General features: G+C 37.8%; 23 protein-coding genes. 11 read left to right on the top strand and 12 right to left on the bottom strand.

The window, feature by feature from the left end; all coding sequences use genetic code 11:
- The first annotated feature begins 2 nt into the window (after positions 1-2).
- The 3 genes from ftsA to lpxC all read left to right on the top strand — a co-directional run bounded on the left by ftsA (position 3) and on the right by lpxC (position 3,672).
- Complete coding sequence (ftsA, locus tag A3Q34_RS07340) at positions 3-1,238, top strand: cell division protein FtsA (protein WP_070374773.1); 1,236 nt, start codon at positions 3-5, stop codon at positions 1,236-1,238.
- 133 nt (positions 1,239-1,371) lie between these two features.
- Positions 1,372-2,529, top strand: coding sequence for a cell division protein FtsZ (gene ftsZ / locus A3Q34_RS07335; protein WP_070374772.1), 1,158 nt, complete (start codon positions 1,372-1,374; stop codon positions 2,527-2,529).
- 225 nt (positions 2,530-2,754) lie between these two features.
- Positions 2,755-3,672 (top strand): UDP-3-O-acyl-N-acetylglucosamine deacetylase, encoded by a 918-nt coding sequence (gene lpxC / locus A3Q34_RS07330; protein WP_070374771.1) that lies wholly within the window; start codon positions 2,755-2,757, stop codon positions 3,670-3,672.
- 96 nt (positions 3,673-3,768) lie between these two features.
- On the opposite strand, the gene A3Q34_RS07325 is transcribed toward lpxC, so the two are convergent.
- Positions 3,769-4,239, bottom strand: a complete 471-nt coding sequence (locus A3Q34_RS07325; RefSeq protein WP_070374770.1) for a DUF721 domain-containing protein — start codon at positions 4,237-4,239, stop codon at positions 3,769-3,771.
- Positions 4,240-4,319: 80 nt separating this feature from the next.
- On the opposite strand from A3Q34_RS07325, the gene A3Q34_RS07320 reads away from it, so the two are divergent.
- The 3 genes from A3Q34_RS07320 (at position 4,320) to mutT (ending at position 8,629) form a co-directional block, all read left to right on the top strand.
- A complete protein-coding gene (locus A3Q34_RS07320; protein ID WP_231907448.1) occupies positions 4,320-5,171 on the top strand; it encodes a M23 family metallopeptidase in 852 nt (283 codons plus the stop codon).
- Positions 5,172-5,249: 78 nt separating this feature from the next.
- Positions 5,250-7,949: a preprotein translocase subunit SecA gene (secA, locus tag A3Q34_RS07315; RefSeq protein WP_070374768.1), complete on the top strand. Its 2,700-nt coding sequence runs from the start codon at positions 5,250-5,252 to the stop codon at positions 7,947-7,949.
- A 287-nt stretch (positions 7,950-8,236) separates the two neighbouring features.
- Positions 8,237-8,629: an 8-oxo-dGTP diphosphatase MutT gene (gene mutT / locus A3Q34_RS07310; protein WP_070374767.1), complete on the top strand. Its 393-nt coding sequence runs from the start codon at positions 8,237-8,239 to the stop codon at positions 8,627-8,629.
- Between the two features lie 2 nt (positions 8,630-8,631).
- Here the strand turns inward: mutT and yacG are convergent, their stop codons facing one another.
- The 9 genes from yacG to A3Q34_RS07265 form a co-directional block, all read right to left on the bottom strand.
- A complete protein-coding gene (yacG, locus tag A3Q34_RS07305) occupies positions 8,632-8,868 on the bottom strand; it encodes a DNA gyrase inhibitor YacG (protein ID WP_070374766.1) in 237 nt (78 codons plus the stop codon).
- 112 nt (positions 8,869-8,980) lie between these two features.
- The gene (gene zapD, locus A3Q34_RS07300) at positions 8,981-9,727 is read right to left on the bottom strand and encodes a cell division protein ZapD (RefSeq protein WP_070374765.1); all 747 of its coding nucleotides are present in this window, start codon (positions 9,725-9,727) and stop codon (positions 8,981-8,983) included.
- 107 nt (positions 9,728-9,834) lie between these two features.
- Positions 9,835-10,449 carry a dephospho-CoA kinase gene (gene coaE / locus A3Q34_RS07295; RefSeq protein WP_070377048.1) on the bottom strand — a complete coding sequence of 205 codons (615 nt, stop codon included), beginning with the start codon at positions 10,447-10,449 and terminating at the stop codon, positions 9,835-9,837.
- 10 nt (positions 10,450-10,459) lie between these two features.
- Positions 10,460-11,341, bottom strand: coding sequence for a prepilin peptidase (locus tag A3Q34_RS07290; protein ID WP_231907447.1), 882 nt, complete (start codon positions 11,339-11,341; stop codon positions 10,460-10,462).
- A gap of 68 nt (positions 11,342-11,409) precedes the next feature.
- On the bottom strand, positions 11,410-12,660 hold the full coding sequence (locus tag A3Q34_RS07285) for a type II secretion system F family protein (protein ID WP_070374763.1): 1,251 nt from the start codon (positions 12,658-12,660) through the stop codon (positions 11,410-11,412).
- A gap of 84 nt (positions 12,661-12,744) precedes the next feature.
- A complete protein-coding gene (gene pilB / locus A3Q34_RS07280; RefSeq protein WP_070374762.1) occupies positions 12,745-14,448 on the bottom strand; it encodes a type IV-A pilus assembly ATPase PilB in 1,704 nt (567 codons plus the stop codon).
- Between the two features lie 180 nt (positions 14,449-14,628).
- On the bottom strand, positions 14,629-15,075 hold the full coding sequence (locus A3Q34_RS21075; RefSeq protein ID WP_070374761.1) for a pilin: 447 nt from the start codon (positions 15,073-15,075) through the stop codon (positions 14,629-14,631).
- Positions 15,076-15,235: 160 nt separating this feature from the next.
- The gene (gene nadC / locus A3Q34_RS07270; protein WP_070377047.1) at positions 15,236-16,114 is read right to left on the bottom strand and encodes a carboxylating nicotinate-nucleotide diphosphorylase; all 879 of its coding nucleotides are present in this window, start codon (positions 16,112-16,114) and stop codon (positions 15,236-15,238) included.
- Positions 16,115-16,203: 89 nt separating this feature from the next.
- Positions 16,204-16,722: a retropepsin-like aspartic protease family protein gene (locus A3Q34_RS07265; RefSeq protein ID WP_070374760.1), complete on the bottom strand. Its 519-nt coding sequence runs from the start codon at positions 16,720-16,722 to the stop codon at positions 16,204-16,206.
- A 42-nt stretch (positions 16,723-16,764) separates the two neighbouring features.
- Here A3Q34_RS07265 and ampD point away from each other — a divergent pair, with 42 nt between their 5' ends.
- Entirely contained in the window at positions 16,765-17,358 is a 594-nt protein-coding gene (gene ampD / locus A3Q34_RS07260; protein WP_231907446.1) for a 1,6-anhydro-N-acetylmuramyl-L-alanine amidase AmpD, read from the top strand.
- Between the two features lie 113 nt (positions 17,359-17,471).
- Entirely contained in the window at positions 17,472-18,392 is a 921-nt protein-coding gene (gene ampE, locus A3Q34_RS07255; RefSeq protein WP_070374759.1) for a beta-lactamase regulator AmpE, read from the top strand.
- A gap of 132 nt (positions 18,393-18,524) precedes the next feature.
- Here the strand turns inward: ampE and A3Q34_RS07250 are convergent, their stop codons facing one another.
- Positions 18,525-20,459 (bottom strand): DNA topoisomerase III, encoded by a 1,935-nt coding sequence (locus tag A3Q34_RS07250; protein ID WP_070377045.1) that lies wholly within the window; start codon positions 20,457-20,459, stop codon positions 18,525-18,527.
- Between the two features lie 187 nt (positions 20,460-20,646).
- Positions 20,647-21,375, bottom strand: a complete 729-nt coding sequence (locus A3Q34_RS07245) for a cytochrome b/b6 domain-containing protein (protein WP_070374758.1) — start codon at positions 21,373-21,375, stop codon at positions 20,647-20,649.
- A 376-nt stretch (positions 21,376-21,751) separates the two neighbouring features.
- Here A3Q34_RS07245 and A3Q34_RS07240 point away from each other — a divergent pair, with 376 nt between their 5' ends.
- From A3Q34_RS07240 to A3Q34_RS07230, 3 genes are all read left to right on the top strand, one after another.
- On the top strand, positions 21,752-21,979 hold the full coding sequence (locus tag A3Q34_RS07240; RefSeq protein ID WP_070374757.1) for a glutaredoxin family protein: 228 nt from the start codon (positions 21,752-21,754) through the stop codon (positions 21,977-21,979).
- Positions 21,980-22,098: 119 nt separating this feature from the next.
- Positions 22,099-23,994: a GGDEF domain-containing protein gene (locus A3Q34_RS07235; RefSeq protein WP_070374756.1), complete on the top strand. Its 1,896-nt coding sequence runs from the start codon at positions 22,099-22,101 to the stop codon at positions 23,992-23,994.
- A 16-nt stretch (positions 23,995-24,010) separates the two neighbouring features.
- Positions 24,011-25,150, top strand: coding sequence for a hypothetical protein (locus A3Q34_RS07230; RefSeq protein ID WP_231907445.1), 1,140 nt, complete (start codon positions 24,011-24,013; stop codon positions 25,148-25,150).
- Positions 25,151-25,163 lie beyond the last annotated feature (13 nt).

Here is a 25,163-nt window from a genome sequence, read left to right as displayed (position 1 = left end):
TAATGTCAAAAGTAAACGAAAGAAACTTGGTAGTAGGTTTAGACATAGGAACGTCGAAAATATCTGTTGCTGTTGGTGAAATAACACCGGACAATCAATTAAGTATTGTTGGTGTTGGAAATCAACCTGCACGAGGTATGGATAAAGGTGGCGTTAATGATTTGAATTTGGTTATTCAATCAATTCAGCGTGCTATCAACGAAGCTGAATTAATGGCCGATTGCCAAATTAGCTCGGTTTACTTAGGTATTTCAGGTAAGCATATTAGTTGTCAAAATGAAAATGGCATGGTGCCAATCAATGACAAAGAAGTCATTCAAGAAGATGTTGATAACGTAATACATACCGCGCGTTCAGTACCGATTTCCGCGGAACGACGCATGTTACATGTACTACCACAAGAATTTAGTATTGACTGCCAAGATGGGATAAAAAGCCCGATTGGTATGTCAGGTGTCCGAATGGAGGCCAAAGTTCATATTGTTACTTGTGCTAACGACATGGCTAAAAATATTGTTAAATGTGTTGAGCGCTGTGAAGTAAAAGCCGATCAACTTATTTTTTCAGCATTAGCATCTAGTTATGCTGTGCTAACAGATGATGAGAAAGAACTCGGTATTTGTGTGGTAGACATGGGCGCAGGTACGATGGATATTGCGGTATTTGCCGGCGGTGCTTTAAGACACACTGCGGTTATACCTGTGGCTGGTAATCAAGTCACCAGTGATATTGCTAAAATTTTTAGAACGCCGTTAAGCCACGCAGAAGATATTAAAGTGCAATATGCTTGTGCGCTTCGACAAATGGTGAGTATGGAAGAGAACATTGAAGTACCCAGTGTTGGCGGTCGTCCTGCACGCTCAATGTCTCGTCACACTTTAGCGGAAGTTGTTGAGCCACGTTACCAAGAGCTTTTTGAACTTATTCAAGAAGCAGTTCGCGAAGCGGGCTTAGAAGATCAAATTGCCGCAGGTTATGTGTTAACCGGTGGTACAGCGAAAATGGAAGGTGTTGTTGAGTTTGCTGAAGAAGTTTTTCAAATGCCAGTACGTGTCGCTAAGCCAAAAGGTATGAGTGGTTTAAAAGAGTATGTTGATGATTCAACTTACTCAACGGTTGTTGGTTTATTACATTACGGTATGCAAGCCAATGAACAACAAAGTATAGAGAGTAAGAAAAGTGAAGGTATTGCTAGTATTACTTCGCGTATCTTAGCTTGGTTTAAAGGTGAGTTTTAACCCTCACTAAAACCTTTGTTATAAGAAGAGTAAATAAATTTTTATAATCTACCTCAATCATGGTGGATAAGTAAAAAGTAAGAGTTAAATCGCGTTTTGGTGGAACAAAACATAAAAATCGGAGAGAGTAAAAATGTTTGAATTAATGGAAGATCATAACGAAGAAGCAGTAATCAAAGTCATTGGTGTTGGTGGCGGTGGCGGTAATGCAGTTGAACACATGGTTTGTCAAACCATTGAAGGTGTTGAATTCATAACGGCAAATACTGATTCACAAGCATTACGTAATTCAGCAGCCAATGTTACTTTACAACTTGGTGCAGATGTAACTAAAGGTTTAGGCGCCGGCGCTAACCCTGAAATAGGTCGTCGCAGCGCTGAAGAAGACAGAGAAACGATTAGAGAAACGCTACAAGGGGCTGATATGATCTTTATCGCCGCAGGTATGGGTGGTGGTACAGGTACGGGTGCTGCACCAGTTGTTGCTGAAATTGCAAAAGAAATGGGCATATTAACGGTTGCTGTTGTTACCAAACCCTTCCCATTTGAAGGCAAAAAACGCATGAACTATGCTGATCAAGGTATTGAGTTATTATCGAAAAGTGTCGACTCATTAATTACTATACCTAATGAAAAATTATTAAAAGTTTTAGGCCCAGGTACGTCGTTACTTGACGCTTTTAAAGCCGCAAATAATGTATTATTAGGTGCTGTTCAGGGTATTGCAGAGCTAATTACTCGTCCAGGTTTGATTAACGTCGATTTCGCCGATGTGCGTACCGTTATGTCAGAAATGGGCACAGCAATGATGGGCTCTGGTATTGCATCGGGTCCTGATCGTGCAGAAGAAGCTGCAGAAGCTGCAATTTCGAGTCCATTACTTGAAGATGTTGACCTAGCTGGTGCTCGCGGTATTTTGGTAAACATTACTGCTGGCATGGATATTAGTATCGATGAATTTGAAACAGTGGGTAATGCAGTAAAGGCCTTTGCTTCTGAAAATGCAACGGTTGTTGTTGGTGCGGTTATCGACCCTGAAATGACTAATGAATTACGTGTAACTGTAGTTGCAACCGGTATTGGTGCTGATCGCAAGCCAGATATAACACTAGTAAATCCAGCTCCTACTGTTGCACCTATTGCCGTTGGCCAAGAATTTATTGCTAGCCCACAGGCAGAAGTAAATACAGCGCCGATAACAATGCAAGACAGCAATGCTCAAGTACAAACTGCAGCAGATATCGAGAACTATTTAGATATCCCGGCATTTTTACGTAAACAAGCTGACTAATTTGAACGGTTAATTTTGTCATCAGAGAATAAAAATAGTGTATATAATCGCTAATATTATTCGAATTAATATGTGACTAGGATACAGCTGGTTGAACAGTTGTGTGTAAAATAATGTGAAGCTAAAAGCTGATATTTTGATTTTGTTATGTTTTTCTGCTATATTGTGCGCCCGTCGAAAGAGGACGGTGCATTTCAAGGTTAGTAAAAGCTTAATAAGGCATTTATGATTAAACAACGTACATTAAAAGACAGTGTAACCGCCGTTGGTGTTGGTTTACACAAAGGTGAAAAGGTGCAGTTGACTCTCCGTCCTGCGCCAGCCAATACTGGTATTGTTTTTCGCCGCATAGATTTAGATCCGATTGTTGAAATTTCAGCAACGCCTGAAGCTGTGGGCGAGACAACTTTGTGTACGTGCTTAGTCAATGAACAAGGTGTGAAGATTTCCACCGTCGAGCACTTGTTATCAGCTGCCGCAGGTTTAGGTATTGACAACTTAATTGTTGAAATAGATTCTCCTGAAATCCCGATTATGGACGGTAGCGCATTGCCGTTCGTTTATTTAATACAGTCGGTTGGCATCAAAACATTAGCAGCAGCAAAACGTTTTATTCGCATAAAGAAAACTGTTCGTGTTGAAGAAGGTGACAAATGGGCAGAATTAAAGCCTTACCATGGTTTTAAAATTAATTTTGCTATTGAATTTGAACATCCTGTTATTTCTAAAACATGTCAGACGATGAGCATGGACTTATCTAGCTGTTCTTTTATTAAAGAAATTAGTCGAGCACGTACTTTTGGCTTTATGAGTGATATCGAATTTCTTCGCTCTCACGATTTAGCTTTAGGTGGCAGTTTAGAAAATGCCATTGTACTTGACGAATACCGCATGCTTAATAAAGATGAATTACGCTATGACGATGAATTTGTTAAACACAAAATACTCGATGCGATTGGCGACTTGTATATGTGTGGTCACAGTATTTTAGGTGAGTTAAATGCCTTTAAATCTGGACATGGCTTAAATAATATCTTGTTAAGAGAAGTCTTTAAGCAAAAAGAAAGTTGGGAATGGGTGACTTACGAAGATGAAACACCGTCTCCTATCCAATATCAAGAAGTAACGGCTGCCGCATTTTAATTAAGATACTGCTAATGTTACTCAATAAAAAAACCAGTCAAATGACTGGTTTTTTATTTTAAGATAAAGGGTATAAATCATATCTAGGCAAAATTATCATATGGCGTTTTTGTCAGCGTGTTTTGCCAATTTTTCTAATTTTTTACGTAAACTCTCAGGCGCGTTTTTAGCAATAGCCAATAATTGGTTAGCGGTGTTTTGTGAGATATGTAATGGCTCCGCGGGTTTTTCTTCAGATTGATAAACGACTTTATTGCGATAAGGCGATACCTTAATTTCAATTTGATCAAAAGCCTTGTCGGTAGCAATGGCCAGTTCACGGCAAATATTCATCCGTTCAAACTGTAGTCTTTGGCTCCAAACAGCAGATGTGACTTCAATTACTAAAGAATTTTGCTTAAAATTGGCAATATGCCAGACATCTGCTGGCAGGTCAGGGCAAGTTTGGCGTACAATGTCAGACAAGATAGTTAAAGAGTTGGTTTTTGCTGCTATTTGTGCCAAAGTGCCTTTCGATGATTGAAAGAGCTCTGACATATCTGAAGGTTTTCTTGTTTTGCGTGCCATTAACCACTCTACTTTGGAATAGTATTTAAGTAATTATGAGTTTAACACTACTATATCGTGGAAAGAACGTTAGATTTTCAATGACGCTGAATAAGTTGCATTGGTTGTCTGCGATCACTGTATTTGCGCTAATATCAGGCTTTGTTGTTCATTTGATTTTTTCTGCTGATGACGTGCCACAAGCTGTACCCTATGCTTTGAATTCACCCGCTAAGATAGATCCTCAGCAATTAACTGAACCACAATTAACCGCACTAACGATGAAACTCGCTGAGTTGCAAAGCCAAGTGTTACGACTGAATGCTTTAGGTGACCGTTTAGCAAGTGAAGCATCAATTCCAGAAAATGAATTTAATTTTCAACAATTACCGCCATCAGGTGGTCCTATGCTGCAGAGTGAAAACCATTATAAAAAGCCACTGGCAGAGTTGTTAACTGAAATATCAACACTAGAAGAAAGTTTGCACCACGAAGAAAATCAACTGACTACGCTTGAATCTTTGACTTTGGGTCACCATATAGAAAGTAGCAGCTATTTGTCTGGTCGACCAATGATTGGTGGTTGGCTCTCTTCATATTACGGTGTACGAAAAGACCCATTTAGTGGTAAAGCAGCGATACATAAAGGTGTAGACTTCGCAGGTAAAGAAGGTGCTGCGATAATTGCAACGGCTTCAGGTGTTGTTTCTTGGGCAAGTGACCGGTACGGCTACGGGCAACTTATCGAGATTAATCACGGTAGGGGATTAAAAACTCGTTATGGTCATAATAAAAATTTACTCGTTAAAGTAGGAGATGTGGTTAGCAAAGGACAAATTATTGCACGTATGGGTAGCACGGGGCGCTCGACTGGACCTCATGTTCATTACGAAATTTTACGCAATAATGCACAAATAGATCCAATTAAGTTCGTATATAGAAAAGCAAAATAAAAACAATTTATGTGACCCTTGTTGGTCACGTTATTTTCAGCGGAAGTATTTCTTCTAATATCAATATGGTTTAACAAGATGTTTGTAAAGTTAATGACGAAAATGTTTGGTAGTCGTAATGATCGATTAATTAAACAAATGAATAAAGAAGTTTTAAAAATAAACGCCTTAGAGCCCGTTATGGAAGCTCTTTCTGACGAAGAACTAAAAGCAAAAACCGCAGAATTTAAAGAGCGTTTAGCCAAAGAAGAATCTCTATCAAGTATCCTACCAGAAGCATTTGCTGTTGTACGTGAAGCCAGTAAACGTGTCTTTGGTATGCGCCACTTTGATGTACAAATGATCGGCGGCATGGTCTTAAACGATGGTAAAATTGCGGAGATGCGCACTGGTGAAGGTAAAACGTTAACCGCGACACTTCCTTCTTACCTCAACGCATTAACAGGTAAGGGTGTTCACGTTATAACGGTGAATGATTACCTAGCAACACGTGATGCTGACTGGTGTCGACCATTATTTGATTTTCTAGATATGACGGTAGGTTGTAATATTGCCGGATTAGCATCAGCTGAGAAGCAAGCGGCTTATAATTCAGATATTACCTATGGTACTAACAACGAATTTGGTTTTGATTACTTACGTGACAATATGGCCTTTTCGCCAGAAGAGCGTACGCAAAAGCCATTGAATTTTGCTGTTATTGATGAAGTCGATTCAATTTTAATAGATGAAGCTAGAACTCCTTTGATTATTTCGGGTCAAGCCGAAGATAGCTCTGAACTTTATCGTCAAATTAACCTTGTTGTGCCGACGTTGGTACTACAAAACGAAGAAGACAAAGATAAAGATACCGGTCAATCTAAAGATTTTGTTGAAGGTGATTTCACCATTGATGAAAAGTCTAAGCAAATCTATCTAACAGAGCATGGCCAAATAAGAATTGAAGAAATCATGAATGAGAAAGGTCTCATTCAAGACGGCGATTCTTTGTTTTCAGCAACCAATATTACCTTATTGCATCATGTTATGGCGGCATTACGTGCCCATAAGCTTTTCCAAAAAGATGTCGATTATATTGTTAAAGATGACGAAATCGTTATTGTTGATGAACATACCGGTCGTACGATGGAAGGCCGTCGTTGGTCAGAAGGGTTACATCAAGCCGTTGAAGCAAAAGAAGGGGTGAATATTCAAAACGAAAATCAAACCTTAGCTTCGATAACGTTCCAGAATTTTTTCCGTATCTACGAAAAATTATCAGGAATGACAGGTACTGCTGACACAGAAGCATTTGAGTTTAATCATATTTATGGTTTAGAAACCGTAGTTATTCCAACCAATCAACCGATGATCCGTAAAGATCTTGCTGATCTGATCTATTTAACCGCTGATGAAAAGTTTGAAGCGATTTTAGAAGATATTAAAGATTGTGTTGAACGCGGACAACCTGTGCTTGTTGGTACGATTAGTATAGAAACCTCTGAGTTCTTATCTGACTTCTTAAAGAAAGCAAAAATTAAGCACAAAGTATTGAATGCTAAGTTTCACCAGCAAGAAGCAGAAATTGTTGCAGATGCGGGTAAAGTTGGCGCAGTAACTATCGCAACCAACATGGCAGGTCGTGGTACCGATATCGTCTTAGGCGGAAACTTTGATGCGATTGTTGCTAAATTAAAAGACCAAAGCAAAGAAAGCATCGCTAAAGCGAAAGAAGAATGGATAATACAGCACAATAAAGTCTTAGAATTAGGTGGCTTACACATAGTTGCCACTGAACGCCATGAGTCTCGTCGTATTGATAATCAATTACGCGGCCGTTCAGGACGTCAAGGTGATGCAGGTTCAACTCGCTTCTACTTATCGATGGAAGATGCACTGATGCGAATTTTTGCTTCAGAACGTATTTCAAACATGATGCGCAAGTTAGGCATGGAGCACGGCGAAGCCATTGAACATCCATGGGTCACTCGCAGCATCGAAAATGCTCAGCGTAAAGTTGAAGGTCGTAACTTCGATATTCGTAAACAACTGCTTGAGTTCGATGATGTTTCTAATGATCAACGCCAAGTTATTTATGAACAACGTAACGAGTTAATGGACGAAGCTGATATTGCTGATGTTATTAAAAATATTCGTACAGATGTAGTAACTGGTATTATAAATCAGCATATTCCTCAGCAATCTATGGAAGAAATGTGGGATATCTCTGGTTTAGAAGAGCGCTTTAAGGGCGAACTATCTTTAGAGTTCCCTATTGCAAAGTGGCTTGAAGAAGATACTAAATTGCATGAAGAAACTTTACGCGAAAAACTATTAGCAGAAGTTGAAGCTAACTATACCGAGAAAGAAGAGCAAGCTGGTGCCGATGTTATTCGTCAATTTGAAAAAGCTGTTATGTTACAAAGCTTAGACTCTCATTGGAAAGAACATTTAGCGGCGATGGATCATCTACGTCAAGGTATACATTTACGTGGCTATGCTCAGAAAAATCCTAAGCAAGAGTTTAAGCGTGAATCTTTTGAGTTATTTGGTGAATTACTTGAGACCCTGAAATATGACGTTATCAGTATTCTTAGCAAGGTAAAAATTCGTGCTGAGTCTGATGTTGAAGCTGTTGAAGAGCAACATCGTAAAGCTGAAGCTATTCCAAAAGAATATACTCACGAATCTGCTAGCAGTACAGAGACAAAGCCAGAAATACAACGAGTGGGTCGTAATGAAGCTTGTCCATGTGGTTCAGGTAAGAAATATAAGCAATGTCATGGTAAATTAACCTAATCGTTATTTATTAAGATGTTTGAAAAAAACGCCAGTTATTAACTGGCGTTTTTTATGTGCGCAATGCTAATGACGATTATTATTGCAGTGTTCAGTTATAATTTTTGTTACAGACGAATTATCATTAGCTAAATTCATTCGAACAATGTCGTTTTCACAGACATGGCAATGCATGGTTATGTATAATTATGCGTCGGATATTATTAGATGTTTTGTTGTTTAAGCTAGGTTCGTCTTTTACGTTAACAACGAAATCATTGATTGATTTAAAGCTTTAGGAAAGAGTTATGCAAAAAGTAGTACATGTAGCTGTCGGTGTTATCATGCGAGAAGAGCTGTACTTTCTTACCAAGCGCCTCGATAATGCGCATCAAGGCGGGAAATGGGAGTTTCCTGGTGGTAAGGTGGAAAAAGATGAAACAGTTGCTCAGGCTTTGCACAGAGAGCTTCAAGAGGAAGTAGCAATAGATGTTCTCTCTTGCTACCCGCTCATTGAAGTTAGCCATGATTATGGCGATAAAAAGGTGCTATTAGACGTTTATGTGGTTGATAACTTCCAACATGAACCTATTGCCCAAGAAGGGCAGCAATCAGCTTGGTTCACATTAGCGCAATTAAGCCAATGTGACTTTCCCGCCGCTAATGTTGCGATTGTTGAAAAACTGCTGATGAACAATTAATACTATTCTGGTTCAACAAAAAACTTATTACTTTGTAAGAACTCACCTTCGAGTGCGTCAAGCATTTCTTCGGTTAGCTGAATATCACCTTGTAATGGCTGGCTGATTTTATGTCCTTCATCAGCCCATTCACCAATGTCAATTAACTGGCAACGTTTGCAGCAAAAAGGGCGAAACTGACTCTCTGGTTGCCAAATAACTTCTTTTTGACACGTTGGACAAGATACTTTTAAGGTCATAGTTGGTGCTTGTAATTAAATACTTAGTGGTGGGATTATACCCTTCCTACTCCAAGATGAAACCTGCATATTGAATGGATAAAGGGTATTTGTGAAATTAATTAAGGCAATGCTAACAGCGAGCTAATTGAAATGAAGTGGCCTTATTTGAATACTTACGTCCGGTTTCATCACAAAGAGACATAAAGCGAATAGAATAACGCAGACGATTGCCACTTACCGTTGGGTAATAAGGTGATTTTTGGTCGACTTTAATACGAAGTAATAAAATACCTTCACCATTATCTTGGTAAAAACCACTCTCGGTATCTATCTGTTTGAATTCAGCCCGTTGGCGAATAAACTTTAATATCATATCTAAAGCGCTTTTAACTTGTTCAAGTAGGGCAAGCCAGCCTTGGACATCTTTAGCAAGAATCTCACTGTCTTGATGTAACCAAAACTGTAATTGTGGTAAATCGAAACTTGAGCTACCACCCTGCATGGCAAAGCGTTGTTTTAAGGTCGCCAGAAACTTGTCGTGTTTGAGTTGTGCCCACACAGGAGTATTTGGTTTTAATAGACAAATAAGCTCAACAGTTTGTTGTAGATTTTCAGCTAAGATACTGTCATCTATTTCAGGCGCTTGTGACCAGATCACTAAATTTTGTTCTAGTTTTTCAAGATCTTTAATTAAGTCACCGCGAACATCATTTCGTTCTAAGGTATCAATAATGGCAAATAAGGCGTTAAAGAAAACTTGATGGCTGACTGAAATTTTACGCTGCAGACAATCTTGTGCCTGAGCAAATAAATGTTCAAGTTTAAGGTAGTTACGGATCCGTTCGTTAAGCGGATGTTCATATAAAATTTTAGTCATTAACCTGATGTCATCAATAAAGCTGAGTGTTTAGCTTTCCATACTAACGACACCCAACAGAAATGGCGAATTTTTTTGCTAAAAATAGTAAAATTTGTACAATTTTACTAACTCGTTGCTAAATTTCGATATTTTTGGTCGAGCTTAATGACACTCGCTTTTATCAGGCTCAAGTCAGAACTGGAGTTATCAATAATATCATCGGCATGTTTTAAGCGATCTTCCCTTGATATTTGACTGGCAATAATACGCTTTATTTCATCTGATGAGCTAGGATCACGCAATACCGCACGCTTAACTTGTGCTGATTCGCTGATATCAATTACTAAAATGCGTGCAACTAAACTCTGTAAGTTGTTCTCGATAAGTAGAGGGGCGACAAGCAAGCAATAGGGTGACTGACTTTGCTGGATCTCTTCGAGCATAGTTTGTCTTATTAACGGGTGAAGTAAGTTATTAAGCCATTGTTTGTCTGCTTCATTACTGAATATTTGACTGCGTAATAAGGCCCGATTAAGACTGCCGTCTGGCATAATAAACGTCTTGCCAAAATGCTGAGATATTTGCAGTAATGCGCTGCTGTTCGGTGCGACAACTTTTCTTGCCGCGATGTCGGCATCAATAATATCGATACCTAAGTCGGAAAAAAAATTAGCAACGGTTGTTTTGCCACAACCAATACCGCCGGTTAAACCAATAACGATCTTTTTTGCTATAGTCATTTTCATTCGGCTAAAGCACTTGGGCTAAATACCAAGACCATATATTTTCACCCCATAAAAGTGTGATCCAACCTGCGATCGCAAGGTAAGGGCCAAAAGGAATCGCCTGATCTTTTTGATGACTTGTAAAAAGCATTAAACTGATGCCGATAATGGCACCGACTACTGATGCCATTAAAATAAGTAAGGGTAATAATTGCCAACCTAGCCAAGCACCAAAGAGTGCAAACAGCTTAAAATCACCAAAGCCCATGCCTTCTTTACCGGTAGCTAATTTGAACAGCCAAAAAATAGCAAAAAGGCTAGTGTAGCCGGCAATGGCGCCGATAACAGCATCTTCTAAGGGCACAATTCCATTTGATAGATTTACGATTAAGCCTAACCACATCAATGGCAGAACAATTTGGTCGGGGAGCAGCATATGATCAAAGTCGATCATCGTTAAGGCAATTAAGCCCCACGTCAATATTAAGGCGTAACAAGTGATCATAGTGACACCAAAATGTTGAGCAATAACTAAACTCAATAAAGCGGTACTTAATTCAACTAATGGATAACGCGCAGAAATTTTATTTTTACATTGGCTACATTTTCCTTTCAACATTAACCAGCTAACCACAGGAATGTTTTCATAAAAACGAATGCTATGTTGGCAATGCGGACAGGTAGAATCGGGCGTTGATAAAGTAAGGAGTTCTACTTGCTTTGTCGATGATGGCTTGAGCTCATCGGCAAGAAATTCTCGACACTCTTGATACCAACCTTGTTCTAACATCTTTGGAAAACGATAAATAACTACGTTTAAAAAGCTACCTATCATTAACGAGAAAACAAAAACAAAGCCATAAAAAAACAGCGAGTTACTTTCTAACAGATGAATAAATTCAGACAAGATAAAACCTTTTATTATTTATTAATTAACTATGATGAAAACTAGTATAAAAATATTAGCGCGCAACGCTAAACAACCTTACCTATTTCGAAAATAGGTAAGTACATAGCGATAATTAATCCGCCAATCACTACGCCGAGTACTGCCATTATCATCGGTTCTAATAAACTGGTCAGTGAGTCTACCGCGTCATCAACTTGTTGCTCATATATTGTGGCAACTTTGGCAAGCATATCATCTACAGCGCCTGATTCTTCACCAATGGCGACCATTTGTATAACCATGTCAGGAAAGATATTACAGTTACGCATTGCTAAATTCATTTGCATACCCGATGACACTTCGGCGCGAATTTCAAGGATAGCTATACGAAAAACCGCATTACCAGACGCACCCGCAGCCGACTCTAATGCGTCAGGTAATGGAACACCGGCGGCAAAGGTGGTAGATAAAGTTCTCGCGTAGCGGGCAACTGCTGCCTTTTCGAGTAAGGCGCCAATAACCGGAATTTTTAATATTATTCTATCAACTCGGTCTCTAAAACTTTGGCTGTTAAGATGAGCTTTTTTAAAAAAGAAACTGGCAATAAATAGCCCCGCTAAGCCTAAATACCAATAAGCTTGCATAAATTCTGATATGGCAATAACAAATAAAGTAAACGCAGGTAACTCAGCGCCAAAGCTGGCAAAAATATCTTGAAATACCGGCACGACAAAAATTAATAATATTGAGGTAACAATAAATGCTATCACTAATACAGAAATAGGATAAGTCATCGCTTTTTTAATTTTAGACTTTAATGCTTCGGCTTTTTCTTTGTAAGTCGCAATACGATCATAAATGGTCTCAAGTGCGCCCGATTGTTCGCCAGAACTGACTAAATCACAATATAAGTCATCAAAGTATTGTGGATGGTCGCGTAAACATTCTGATAAAGGAATACCCGATTGCAGTTTATTATTGATATCACCTAACAATCTTTGCATATTGCCATTGCTATGACCTTTACCAATCATTTCAACGGTTTGTACTAAGGGGACACCAGCGCCAAGCATGGTCGCAATTTGCCGTGTAACAATGGCAATATCTGCAGGTATTATTTTTTTGTCATTGGCATTCCCAAAAATTGATTTGGCTTTCTTTTTTACTTTCCCTGGGGTAATGCCTTGTTTGCGTAGCTGAGATTTTAGCTCTAGCATGCTGGTCGCGGGTAGCTCACCATTAACTTTTTTACCCTTACGGTTTACCCCTTGCCAAACAAACGTATCAAGAGCTTTAGCTTGCGGTAATTTTCTTTTTTGAGCCCCTGAAGTTGCCATATAGTGTTTACCTGTAAAGTTAAAATATTAATCATTGTTAATACTAGTCAAGATCACTAAAAATAAAAAGTGAGTGATTTATTGTTATGCAGACGTTATACGGTTTATTTCTGTCAAACTTGTTACCCCTTGATGGGCTTTTTCTAAACCCGATTGGCGTAAGTTATTGTAACCTTCTTTTTGACACTGCTGAGCGATATCCATAGAATTTCCGCCTTCCATAATGATAGAAGACATTTTTTCACTGATTTTTATCACTTCATAAACACCAACACGACCTTTATAGCCGCCCGTACATTGATCGCAACCTACGGGTTTAAATAATTTTATTTCGCTAAGTTGCTCAGGGGTAAAACCTTGCTTTTCTAGTTCAGGTCTAGGTATAACATCCTCAACTTTACAGCGATTACATAAGCGTCTGGCTAAACGCTGAGCAATAATAATACTGACCGAACTGGCCACGTTATATGAAGGAACGCCCATGTTTAATAATCGAGTCAGGGTTTCTGAGGCTGAGTTTGTGTGCAATGTGGACAACACTAAGTGACCGGTTTGCGCGGCTTTAATCGCTATTTCTGCAGTTTCAAGATCACGAATTTCCCCTACCATAACAATATCGGGATCTTGGCGAAGAAAAGAGCGCAGCGCATTAGGAAAGGTTAAGCCGGCACGCACATTAATTTGTACTTGATTAACGCCGTCTAAATTTATTTCTACCGGATCTTCTGCTGTTGATATATTACGTTCTTCGGTGTTAAGAATATTTAACCCGGTGTAAAGAGACACTGTTTTACCTGAGCCGGTTGGTCCCGTGACTAATATCATACCTTGTGGTTGCGCTAAAGCGTCCATGTAAATTTGCTTTTGCGCCGGCTCATAGCCGAGCATTTCAATACCTAACATCGCACTTGAAGAGTCAAGAATACGCATTACCACTTTTTCGCCCCACATCGTCGGTAACGTTGAAACACGAAAATCAATTGATTTTTTCTTGGACAAGGCTAATTTTATCCGTCCATCTTGGGGGACTCGCCGTTCAGCGATATCGAGCTTTGACATGACTTTTAAACGTGCTGCCATACGAGAGGCAAGTGATACGGGCGGCTTTGCCATCTCAGTTAAAATACCATCAACACGAAAGCGTATACGGTATGATTTTTCGTAAGGTTCAAAGTGTAAATCTGAAGCCCCTTTGCGAATAGCATCGAGTAATATCTTATTGATATAGACAACAATCGGTGCATCTTCTTTATCACCGGTAGCGCTATCATCTTCTTGACGCTCTTCTTGAACGTCAATACCTGCGAGTTCTTCAGCATCAATATCGGTAATATCTAGAGCATCACTTTCTTCTTCAAGAATTTTGTCAATAAATATTTGTAAATCTTTATCATTAGTCAACACTAATTCGGTAGGAAAACCGGTGTTGAACTGAATATCTTCTAATGCATCTAAATCAGTGGGATCAGACATCGCTACGAATAATACTTTACCTCTAAGAAATAGCGGCAATGCATTATGTTTGCGGATCAATTTTTCGTTACGGATACCATCGGGGATCATAGCCGTGTCAAAAGCGTTTAAATCTATGAGAGGATAGCCAAAACTGCGAGAGAGTATTTTAGCAATATTTTCAGCGTCTAAACTCTTATCTTCAATAAGAAAACGAATGAAAGGTTTTGATTGTTTAAGGAAGTCAGCACTTATAATGTCAACCTTATTTTCGGCGACAATATTATGTTTTAAAAGTGTAGATAACACACTTAATTGTCTGTGATGTCCTTTCATAGCAACCTTTTATTGTGAACTTTTAGATATATGCAAGTTATTATGTATTTACTCATAATGTTTACAATAAGTATAGCTTAACCCGTGATTGATTTAAGTAATAACAACGAGTTAATAAAGTTTATACAATAAAAAAAGCTCCCAAAGGAGCTTTTTTTTATAAATATTTACTAACTTATATTATTTTGCCTTACACCAGCCGCTAGTTAAACAACTAGCTACTGTTGAAGTTATCGTCCAAGTTAAAGGGCTTCCTGTAGGAGTAGCAATCATATTGGAAGAATCAGTCGCTGATGTTGACGCTGCTGTTATAACACCGTCCACAATAGTCATAGTGTCAAGGTTTGCATAAGTACCAGTAGCTACTGCAGCTGGAATACCTCCGATGCCTGCATCACATGTATCTAATGAACCTTCAGTTTGGAAGCAAAGTTCAACTGCAGTTCTCGCTGCACCAACCATTGAAACTACTTCAGCAAACTTCGCTTTTTTTGTATAATCTTGATAAGCAGGTAGTGCAACTGCCGCTAAAATACCGATGATCGCAACAACGATCATTAATTCAATAAGGGTAAAACCCTTTGCTTTATTTAAAGATTTATTTCTTAAAGATTTAACATTGTTCATAATAGGTATATCCATACATGATTACGGGGGCTGAATTTATATTGCGACAAAAATCAGGAAATGTAAAATTTTGTGACACTTTTTTTATCATTTTTTTGATATTAGTTAAAAAAACATCAAAAATTAACATTTTTTTAACTAATTGTGACACGCTAAAATGTTAAACAAAGCGCATAGAAAGGTCAATAGCATTGATATTTTTAGTTAATGCGCCCACTGAAATAAAATCGACACCTGCTTTTGCATAGCTTTTCAGTGATTCTATGGTCATATTGCCAGAAACTTCTAATTTGGTTTTACCTTGTGAAATTTCAGCGGTTGCCATAACCGCTTGCTCAATCATTTCATGACTAAAGTTATCAAGCATAATAATATCGCTGCCAGCCTTTAATGCTTGAGTGAGTTCTTCAATATTTTCAACTTCAACTTCAACCGTTTTATTCGGATGGTTTTTTCGAGCCGTTTGAATCGACTTCTCGATACCACCACAGGCGGCAATATGATTTTCTTTAATTAAAAAAGCATCAAATAAACCAATACGATGATTAACACCGCCGCCACATGTTACCGCATATTTTTGCGCGCTACGTAAGCCAGGCACTGTTTTTCGGGTATCAAGTAACTTAGTGTTACTCGCCGATAATTCTTTAACATAGCGACTGGTTAATGTTGCGGTTCCTGAAAGAGATTGTAAAAAATTTAAAGCACACCGTTCGCCAGTAAGAAGAACACGTGCGTTTCCAGATAATTCAAATAAAGTGCTATTGGCTTTGACACTTTCGCCGTCGTTAACAAACCAAGTAATATCTGTTTTTGTCTTATGTATCACATCGAGCTGGGCAAAAACTTCGTTAACCCAAGCCACACCACAAATAATACAATCTTCACGGGTAATGATATTAGCAACCGCTATATTTTCCAGTGGAATTAATTCAGCTGTAATATCTTGGCTATTTTTTAATGCGTCGGCGTTATCAACACCTAAATCTTCACATAATGCCCAAGTTACTGTTTTTTTAATATCGTGTTGTAGTTGCACAGAAAGCATTGAATTTTATTCTCTTGTTGGTAAATAATTAAGTGAGTTTTTAGTGGGGCGTTTATCGCCAGTAAATCACAGCAGGTAGATCATTGCTCGCGTAAAATAAGTCTCTTACCTATCTGGCTGAATTCTACCCTTTTTAATGCGCTCATGCCCAATAGAATTTCATTAGACTGCATGCTGGGATTGATGTGGGCGCTAACATCATACAAATAAATATTACCAATACTGAGCTGTTGTAATTCAGTTTGATAAACAGTGGTAGTGCCATTGGCCGTATTAACGAGTGACGGTCTGTTTCCCTTTAGCTGCAATTGCTCTGCTACATGAGCGGGAATCGACACTTGTGTTGCTCCAGTGTCGAGTAAAAAAACCACGGGCATCTCATTTATTTCACCATGTACTACATAATGACCTTGGCGGTTTTGTTGTAATGTTACTTCCGCTTTACCCTGTGTATTTAAACTCATCTGTGGATCTTTGTTAGGATCCCATTGCTTATCAAGTACATCTTGAAAAAAAAACACCATTAACGCCAACGCAATTAACCACGCTAACCAAATAAATATTTTTCCCATTTTGTTTGTCGAATCAAATTCAGTCATACTCTGTTCACAAATCTTGAAATTAAATATTAACGCTATTGTATGACGAAAGACTTAAAAAATAAATTGTCCACCAAGCAAAATAATAATATGCCTATTATCAGTGGCTGGCTTGTTAATGAAGAACAACAAAAATCACCACATTTTAGTGTGCGAGATAAAAATGATACGGTTCATTTATTGGTTGTACATAATATCTCATTACCGCCAAATCAGTTTGGTGGTGGCTATATTACTGATTTTTTCTTAGGGATGTTAGATAGCAAAGCACATTGCTATTTTGAAGAAATTGCCCAGCTAAAAGTTTCTGCTCATTGTCTAATAACCAGAGTAGGGCATATTATTCAATACGTTTCATTTGATGATAAAGCTTGGCATGCTGGTGTTTCCTCCTATCAGGGACTTGATAAATGTAATGATTTTTCTATTGGTATTGAGCTTGAAGGCGCTGATGATATCCCTTATGAAGCGGCGCAATATCATACTTTGGCGCAATTAACCCAAGCATTGCAACAATGTTATCCCGACATTAAAAGTAATATAGCCGGGCATAGTGATATAGCGCCCGGGAGAAAGACAGATCCGGGTGATGCTTTTAATTGGCAACATTTTCATGATTGTTTAAAGTCTAGTTAATTCAATAGCAAAGGGTATATACTCGTTACCAATGAAAATGCAGATATCAGAGTGTTTGAATGGCCACGGCGATATACTCATTTTACAAGTGGATAATAAATTAGGAAAACTATATGAGTCTTATTAGCTTACTTATTGCCTTGGCGGCAGAGCGTTACTTGTCGACGACAGCGTGGCAATTTAAAACCTATTTTCATGCTTATGTTGATCTATTTAAACGCACTAAATTAATGCATTTAGCCAAACCGTCAATTGTCTCACAGCTTATCTTTATTGCCATCCCCGTTGTTGTTTGTGACTTATTGCTCGAGCTTGTTGATGATGGCTTACTCTATTTAATTTTTTCAACCTTGATTTTGATTGTTTGTTTTGGTTGTACGAAAACGCGGCAGAGCTACAAAGCTTATTTATTGTCGGCTTTTCGAGGCGAACCGACAACTTGCGAATTGCATCATAGCCAACTGCAACAAGATACTTGCAGTGCACCAATGAGTTTTGGTCAATTATTAGTATGGTTAAATTACCGATATTTTATTGCCATTATGATTTTATTCGTTGTCTTTGGACCCGCTGGTGCATTATTTTATCGTCTACTAGTGACCATGAATGAATGTCCTGAAGTGCTAGAAGAATGTTCAGACAAGCAAGAAAAAGCTAACGCTGAGGTTGATGAAGCCGATGTTGAAGTAAATAATGAGGCTAAAACTACAGATTCTATGGAAAAAAATGAATCTCAGTTATTGAAAGATATGCTCTTTTGGGTCGACTGGTTGCCAGTACGCATGGTTGCTTTTGGTTATATGCTGGTAGGACACTTCTCAAAAGCCATGCCGGTATGGTTAGAAAATTTATTTGATATTAACAAGCAGCCCAACCAAATATTGATTAGCGTTGCGCAAAAGTCTGAAGACTTTATGGTTGACCCTGATGACTGTACTGCTGAACCTTGTTTATTAGTGAGGTTGGCAAAGCGGACTCTGTTGTTATGTCTAGCTGTTATTGCGGTATTAATATTAACCGGTATCCTTAACTAATCTCTTTTTTATACTTTTTGGATGGCACCTCGTGACATCCTCTTTCAAGTACTGAGCCAACCACATAGTGATATTTTTGCATAAGCGTTAGTATCACTATTAATTTGAACGTGTTCAATCACCAGTAAAATATTACCCTGCCTTTTTAAAGCGCGTCTTTCTTTTTGATTTTCGCTTAAAAGGCACTTTGGGTAATTGCTCAAAAGACTGTTGTTCAGCTTGAATGACCATACTTTTTAGCGTTGCTGTTAACGGCGTAATAAAATTTTGATAGTTACTTCTCCGCTCACTAATATCATTAAGTGTTGCTTCCCACTGTGCGGTCATATCAGGCGTAGTTGCCATTTTAGGTAAAGCGTTAATTAGTGAAGTGCCAATATCTGTAGCCGTTATATTTTTACCAATACGTTGTAAAAACCCTCGTTTAAAAAGTAGATCAATAATACCTGCACGTGTCGCCTCGGTACCTAAGCCATCGGTTTCTTTGAGGATCTTTTTAATCTCGGAATTTTGTACAAATCGGGCAATACCTGTCATGGCGCCGAGCAGTGTTGCATCGTTGTAAGGGGTTGGTGCTTGTGTCACTTTTTCAGCAATTAAACCTTGTTGGCAATGCAGTATTTCGCCTTGGGTTAATTTTGGCAATAATTGCTCTGTAAAAGATGCTTGGTCATTACTTGCTTGGGGCGTTTTTTTTGTTTTGCTTGATTGGAACATGATTTTCCAACCAAGTTGCTGTGGAACTTTAGCATTAACGCTGAACTTACCTTGTGCTATCTCTAATTCTACTTGTGTTTGTTGGTAACAATAAGGCGGGTAAAATTGTGCTAGATATTGGCGAACAATGAGCTGATAAATGTTTTTTTCAAAAGAGTTAAGAGAAAGATTGTTGGCTGACTTCTCTGTAGGAATAATCGCATGGTGAGCACTTACTTTACTGTTATTCCACGCCTTACCTTTAATCGTGCAGTTGGCATTTTTGGCAAACTCGGCATACTTGTCCTTTGACTCTGCTAAGATTTGTATAATAGCTTTGGCTTGTTGATGATGTTCTACCGGCAAGTATCTAGAGTCTGATCTGGGATAGGTGATCAATTTATGCTTTTCATATAATGCCTGACAAACATCCAGTACTAGTTTTGCATTCATTGAAAACAGCTTCGCGGCATCAATTTGTAATGCTGACAAATTGTAGGGCAGTGCGGCAAATTGCTTTTTGTCTTGTTCGGTAAGCAAGGTCACTATAGCGGGCTTATCTGTGATACGACTAACAACGTTTTCTGCGAGTGCTTTATTAATTATTTTTTTATTTTCATCCATATAGGAAGTACAAGCTTGACTCGGCTGCCATTTTGCGATGAATTTTTCACCGCCAGGAGTGATAATATCGGCATAAACATCGAAATAATCATGGGGAACAAAGTCTGCGATTTGGCGATCTTTTTCAACCACTAAACCTAACAAGGGCGTCTGCACTCGCCCTACAGAAAGCACACCATTAAAGCCTACTTTTTGTCCTTGTAAAGTATAGGCGCGGGTAAGGTTAATACCGTATAACCAATCAGCACGCGATCGAGCCAGCGCTGATACAGATAAAGGCATAAAATCTTGGTTACTCTTTAATGCGTTTAGTGACCTTTTTACCGCCGGTAAATTTAAATCGCTGATCAATAAACGTTTTACTTGCTGTTTTTTTGTCTTAGACACTTTTAAGAAATCAATCACTTCATCAACCAATAATTGACCTTCTCTGTCGGGATCGCCAGCGTGAATAATTTCACTGGCATTTTTTACCAATTTTCGTAAGACATTAAGTTGTGAACGAGTTTGAGCTTTTGGGGTCAGTTGCCATTGCTCGGGAATAATAGGCAGATGCTCCATTCGCCACTTTTTAAAGTCACCGTTGTAAACTTCGGGATCGGCTTGCTCAAGAATATGACCAATACACCAACTCACGACATCACCATTGCCGAGCTCTATATAGCCTTGTTGACTTTTATGGGGTTTGGGTAAAGCTGCCGCAATGGCACGTCCTAAACTTGGCTTTTCGGCAATATATAGTTTCAATAGAATTTCCAAGGGTTCAATACTGACCATTAGAATAAGCTTAGCACAGTAACTGGTTTTTTATACAGTATTTATTCTCGGTTATAGTTAAATTATTTCATCTGTAACTAGGTTTAGTTAGGGGGCGACCCACTCATTCACTATGTGGTGAGTAGGTCATTATCACAGCGGTAGGATAAAAGTGGCTTTACTTGTCTTTAGGTAAATATTTAAAGCCGTGGATCATTGAAGAAACAATAGAATGTTTCTCACGTCGTTCAGCAAAAAATACGGCTAAAATATGTAGTGGGATCAACAGTAACAAAAAGTAAAAGCTGTAAACGTGAGCAGTTATAAAAGGCTTTCTTACATTACGCATTTCTTTATAAGCATCTGCATCAACATTTTCTTTACTGTAAGGCTTAATTAAGGCTAATTGGTTTTTATCTTGAGCTATGCTGCTAGCAAAATACTGCCCAAAAGGAGGATAATAAATGTCAGTACCCGCAATCACTAAACCTGAAATCATTTGAATAGAAAGACTTAACATTAAAGCACCCACCATAAGTTTGCCCAGTGGACTATGACCTTTAAATGTTTTATTTTTATCTTTTTTGAAATCGGCTAGTTCTTGTTTAAAGACTTTATTAAAAGGCAGTGTTTGTCCCCAACGTTCATATCCTTTACCGATAAAACCAAGAATAATTCTAAAAATTAAATTTGCAGCAAAAACATACCCCACACATACATGTATTGTTTTAAGCAGTATTTTACCTTCTGTTGAGATACCTAGGTCTTTACCAAAATAAATCACGCTACCAATAACAATAAGCAAAAGTACTGACAAGACATTCAACCAATGAAATAAACGAATATTTCTACTCCAAACAAAAGTTTTTACTATAGTGGAAGTGATGTTTACTGGGTTATCTTGCATGATGAAGACTCTTTTAATTTGTTAACATTTTATCTGTTTTTTTTATGATAACCGAAATATTTATTCGCTTCTAACACTAAGTGATGGTTATTTGGATTAACGGTTACGAGTTATCTTAAAGTAGTTGTGTGTCTTTACAATTAAGCGGCGTTATTTTAGTTTACTGGCGATTACTTAGCAGATAATTTAATTTAATTTTCCGCAAGTGTCAGCGTTTTTCAAAGTAAGTTCCTGTAAACTAACCAAACAGCCGTAAAATAATTCAGTGTATTAATTCAGTGTATTATAGTGTGTATTATAGTGTGTATTATGGACACCCATTTTATATTTATTTGTTGGAGGTCATGCAGCGGATAAATAACCAAGGAAATTTAGCATGAAGAAAATTGTCTTATATAGTATGAGTAACTGCCCTCATTGTGACACGGCGAAAGCGTACTTAGATAAAAACAACATTGCTTATCGTTTATGTAATGTGAAAACAGCCGCGGGACAAAAAGAGTTTCGCAGAGCAAACTTTAGATCCGTACCGGTAATAAAGATAGGCGAAGAATATCTGCAAGGTTTTAAAGTGGCGGCTTTTAAAGCGCTTTACGAGGATTAATATTGGTTAATATATTGGTGATGATACAATTTTATGGCTTTAACTCGTTTTAAAAAAAGGTCTATGTTAAAGTTAAAATACTTACATGAATTAACAAGATCATTAATCACGGATGTGTAATGAAATTTGATTTTTATCGGTTTTTTTCGGTTGTTGTTATTATCTTTTTTTTTTCCTGTAGTCAATCACAGGCAAATAGTAGTGGCCAATTAGCCGTAGAACAAACCGATGAGCTAAGTCGCTTATTGAACATGGATGAAGAAATACGCCAACAACCTCTGCAGTCTTATCAACAATTATTAAACGCAGAAAAGTCTTTTTCAACTATGCCAAAGCTACAACAATCTTGGTGGTTGTTACGTAAAGCTCAAGCAGAAAATTTACTCTATTTTTATGAAGACTTTAATAAGACCGTAGCACAAGCCGTAGCGCTTATCGACGACAAAACCCCATTAAAAATTCATAGTCACCTTTATATTTATCAGGGGATAATTTACCGTCGCCACGCTCAGTATGCAGATTCTGTAATTATTCTTCAAAAGGCTATGTCCATAGCAAAAAAAAATAATTTAACTTACCTTTTTATTCTTGCTAAACAAGAGCTTGCTTTTACAAAAAGTATCACCGAGCTCTTTGAACTATCATTGAATGAGATGCAAGAAGCTTACTTAGATGCTTATTCACTAAAAGAACACTTTCTAATTGCTGTTATCAATGAAACCTACGGTGCTATTTATGGCTATATGGATGATTATGAAAAATCGATAGAATATTACCAAAAAGCATTAAATACTTACGAACGTTTAAATTATCCTGCTCATGTTTCAGAGGCTATTTACGGCATTGCTATAACCTATCGATATTGGCAAAAATATGATTTGGCGATTCGCTACTTTGAGCTTTATCAAGAAAAAATTGCCTATACTCCTAACACTGAAATTTCTTTTTTTTCAGCTTACGGTTTAGGTATGACACTGGCCGAAAAAGGCGATTGTGTTAAAGCTATTGATGTTATTAATCATGCCCTAACGTTAAATGGCTTGATTGATTATAATGCCGAATTATATAAGCAACAGGTTCACTGTTTTATTATCTTGGGTGAGTTAGCACAAGCGCAAGCATCGTTGACTAAAGCTGAAAACATATTCATGTCTTTACCTGAATTAGTCGGCACTAAGTGGCAATTAGAAGTTATAAAGCTTGGCTCAGAGCTTGCTCACGCAAGAAATAATGACAGTGAAGCTTTTCAATTATCTCGACAGTACTATCAAAAATACAATGAATTACTGGTAAAAAATTCCAGTACACGATTAACCACAGCGCGCGCTGCGATGGAAAATGAGCGAAAATATATTGAACAAGCACTTACCCTGCAACGAGAAAAGGTCGCTGCTTTAGAAAATGATTCTTATCAGCAACAAAAATTACAGAACCTTTATCTACTGATTTTTATGCTATGTTCCGGCGTGGTTGTCATTATTGTGATAACCATTCAGTATAAAAATAATAAGAAAATGTATGCACTGTCAATTAAAGACCCATTATCAAATTTATATAACCGTCGCTATATTTTTGAGTACTTATCGAATTACCTTAACGATGTCTTAGTAGAAAAAACTGAACTTTCGGTCATTTTATTTGATATTGACGACTTTAAAATGGTCAATGATAAGTTTGGTCATCCTGTTGGTGATACAGTTATTAAAAAAATAGCTGATCTTTGTCATGATGTCTTTCGTAATGAAGATGTCATTGGCCGTGTTGGCGGAGAAGAATTCTTATGTATTTTACCTCGTACCGACGAAAAGCAATGTAAAGTAATTGCCGAACGTTTTTTAAAAAAAATAAGTCAGCAAGTTTTCCAAGTCGAGCCAAGTTTACAATTAACCGTAAGTATCGGTATAGCAACCTTGTCTCAACTTAGCCCAACGAGTGAAATGTTATACCTACATGCCGATGCTGCCCTTTACCAGGCAAAGCGTAACGGTAAAAATAATGTGGTTATATATCAATAGAAAGCCATTATCTCATATGAATAATACAACACCGTTAGCCGTCCAAGCTATTATATTATTACAGAATTATATAAAACAGCTTGGCTTTACTCCTGTCATTCACTTTGAATTAGAAGGTTGTTATCAGCTCGATAGTAAAATAAAAAGATTTTCATTAGATTATCAAAGAATTAATCGTCAGTTAGCGCATGCCGGAATTGACGGAGAATTAGTGCCAGAGTATTGGTATAGTCAGTGGGAGTATGTTTCTTTATTTAATGGCCAGTCGCCGTTAAAAGAAGCTAATAATTTAAGCCAAGCGTTACACCTTTTACCTCGTTTGTTTGCCGAACAAGGCATCAGTAAAACATTAATCAAACCAGTTGTCTGGTCTGGCGATAAAGGTAAGTTAGCCAGTGGCTGTGGTGATATTTTCAGCACAGAAACACGGGCAGTGCATATCCCTAATGCTGTTCAAATGAATATTAGTGCGCTTGATAGTGAAGGTAAAAACATTATTATTGAACGCGGCTTTGGTGAATATTTACAGCAATGTTTTCTGGAGACTAGCTTTAATTGTTGTTTGATTTATTTACCTGAAGAAGAAGCTTTTGAGCGACTAGCATTAAAAACTAAATACGGTTTAGCGGCTGAGTTATGTTCACCCGTTGATATCTCAGGCGGACACCAAGGCAGTATTGCCTTGTATAAAGAAGTGGGTAAACATAACCAAGCGATGGGCGAAGAGCCGGTACTTTTTAATCATAAAAATGAAGTGCTAGTTAAGCGACAAAATTGGCAAAAAACTGCTCGTATCGAGCATAGAATTGGTGCTTCAAGTATGCAATACAATGCTTATTTTAATATTCTTTACTCTTTATTGAACTTAATTGACGCGCTTGAAGTATATAAAGTGGATAACTGTCGCAAATTGCTCCGTAAAGAAGTTCATCATCAAGATTTACCTTTTTCATTGTATGATAATACAGAGCAAGAAAAATTGGGCGCAATATCACTATTTGCAAATGATCACTGGTTTAGCGAACGTTTAAATAAGCTATCGGGTCAATTTATAAATGGTGAGCAAATATCAGGGCAGTTGCTGTTAGGTGACAAATTAAAGCAAATGATTTTAGCGCCGTATCAACAAAAACTTATTCTCACTCATACATCATAATTAATTTAAAAAT

Source organism: Colwellia sp. PAMC 20917 (genome assembly GCF_001767295.1).
Lineage (GTDB): Bacteria > Pseudomonadota > Gammaproteobacteria > Enterobacterales > Alteromonadaceae > Colwellia_A.
Note: the sequence above shows the minus strand (reverse complement) of the source record. Positions and strands in the feature narration are given on the sequence as shown.

Coding starts and splice junctions, on each gene's coding strand:
- ftsA (WP_070374773.1), top strand. CDS start 3: ATGTCAAAAGTAAACGAAAGAAACTTGGTAGTAGGTTTAGACATAGGA.
- ftsZ (WP_070374772.1), top strand. CDS start 1,372: ATGTTTGAATTAATGGAAGATCATAACGAAGAAGCAGTAATCAAAGTC.
- lpxC (WP_070374771.1), top strand. CDS start 2,755: ATGATTAAACAACGTACATTAAAAGACAGTGTAACCGCCGTTGGTGTT.
- A3Q34_RS07325 (WP_070374770.1), bottom strand. CDS start 4,239: ATGGCACGCAAAACAAGAAAACCTTCAGATATGTCAGAGCTCTTTCAA.
- A3Q34_RS07320 (WP_231907448.1), top strand. CDS start 4,320: ATGACGCTGAATAAGTTGCATTGGTTGTCTGCGATCACTGTATTTGCG.
- secA (WP_070374768.1), top strand. CDS start 5,250: ATGTTTGTAAAGTTAATGACGAAAATGTTTGGTAGTCGTAATGATCGA.
- mutT (WP_070374767.1), top strand. CDS start 8,237: ATGCAAAAAGTAGTACATGTAGCTGTCGGTGTTATCATGCGAGAAGAG.
- yacG (WP_070374766.1), bottom strand. CDS start 8,868: ATGACCTTAAAAGTATCTTGTCCAACGTGTCAAAAAGAAGTTATTTGG.
- zapD (WP_070374765.1), bottom strand. CDS start 9,727: ATGACTAAAATTTTATATGAACATCCGCTTAACGAACGGATCCGTAAC.
- coaE (WP_070377048.1), bottom strand. CDS start 10,449: ATGACTATAGCAAAAAAGATCGTTATTGGTTTAACCGGCGGTATTGGT.
- A3Q34_RS07285 (WP_070374763.1), bottom strand. CDS start 12,660: ATGGCAACTTCAGGGGCTCAAAAAAGAAAATTACCGCAAGCTAAAGCT.
- pilB (WP_070374762.1), bottom strand. CDS start 14,448: ATGAAAGGACATCACAGACAATTAAGTGTGTTATCTACACTTTTAAAA.
- A3Q34_RS21075 (WP_070374761.1), bottom strand. CDS start 15,075: ATGAACAATGTTAAATCTTTAAGAAATAAATCTTTAAATAAAGCAAAG.
- A3Q34_RS07265 (WP_070374760.1), bottom strand. CDS start 16,722: ATGACTGAATTTGATTCGACAAACAAAATGGGAAAAATATTTATTTGG.
- ampD (WP_231907446.1), top strand. CDS start 16,765: ATGACGAAAGACTTAAAAAATAAATTGTCCACCAAGCAAAATAATAAT.
- ampE (WP_070374759.1), top strand. CDS start 17,472: ATGAGTCTTATTAGCTTACTTATTGCCTTGGCGGCAGAGCGTTACTTG.
- A3Q34_RS07245 (WP_070374758.1), bottom strand. CDS start 21,375: ATGCAAGATAACCCAGTAAACATCACTTCCACTATAGTAAAAACTTTT.
- A3Q34_RS07240 (WP_070374757.1), top strand. CDS start 21,752: ATGAAGAAAATTGTCTTATATAGTATGAGTAACTGCCCTCATTGTGAC.
- A3Q34_RS07235 (WP_070374756.1), top strand. CDS start 22,099: ATGAAATTTGATTTTTATCGGTTTTTTTCGGTTGTTGTTATTATCTTT.
- A3Q34_RS07230 (WP_231907445.1), top strand. CDS start 24,011: ATGAATAATACAACACCGTTAGCCGTCCAAGCTATTATATTATTACAG.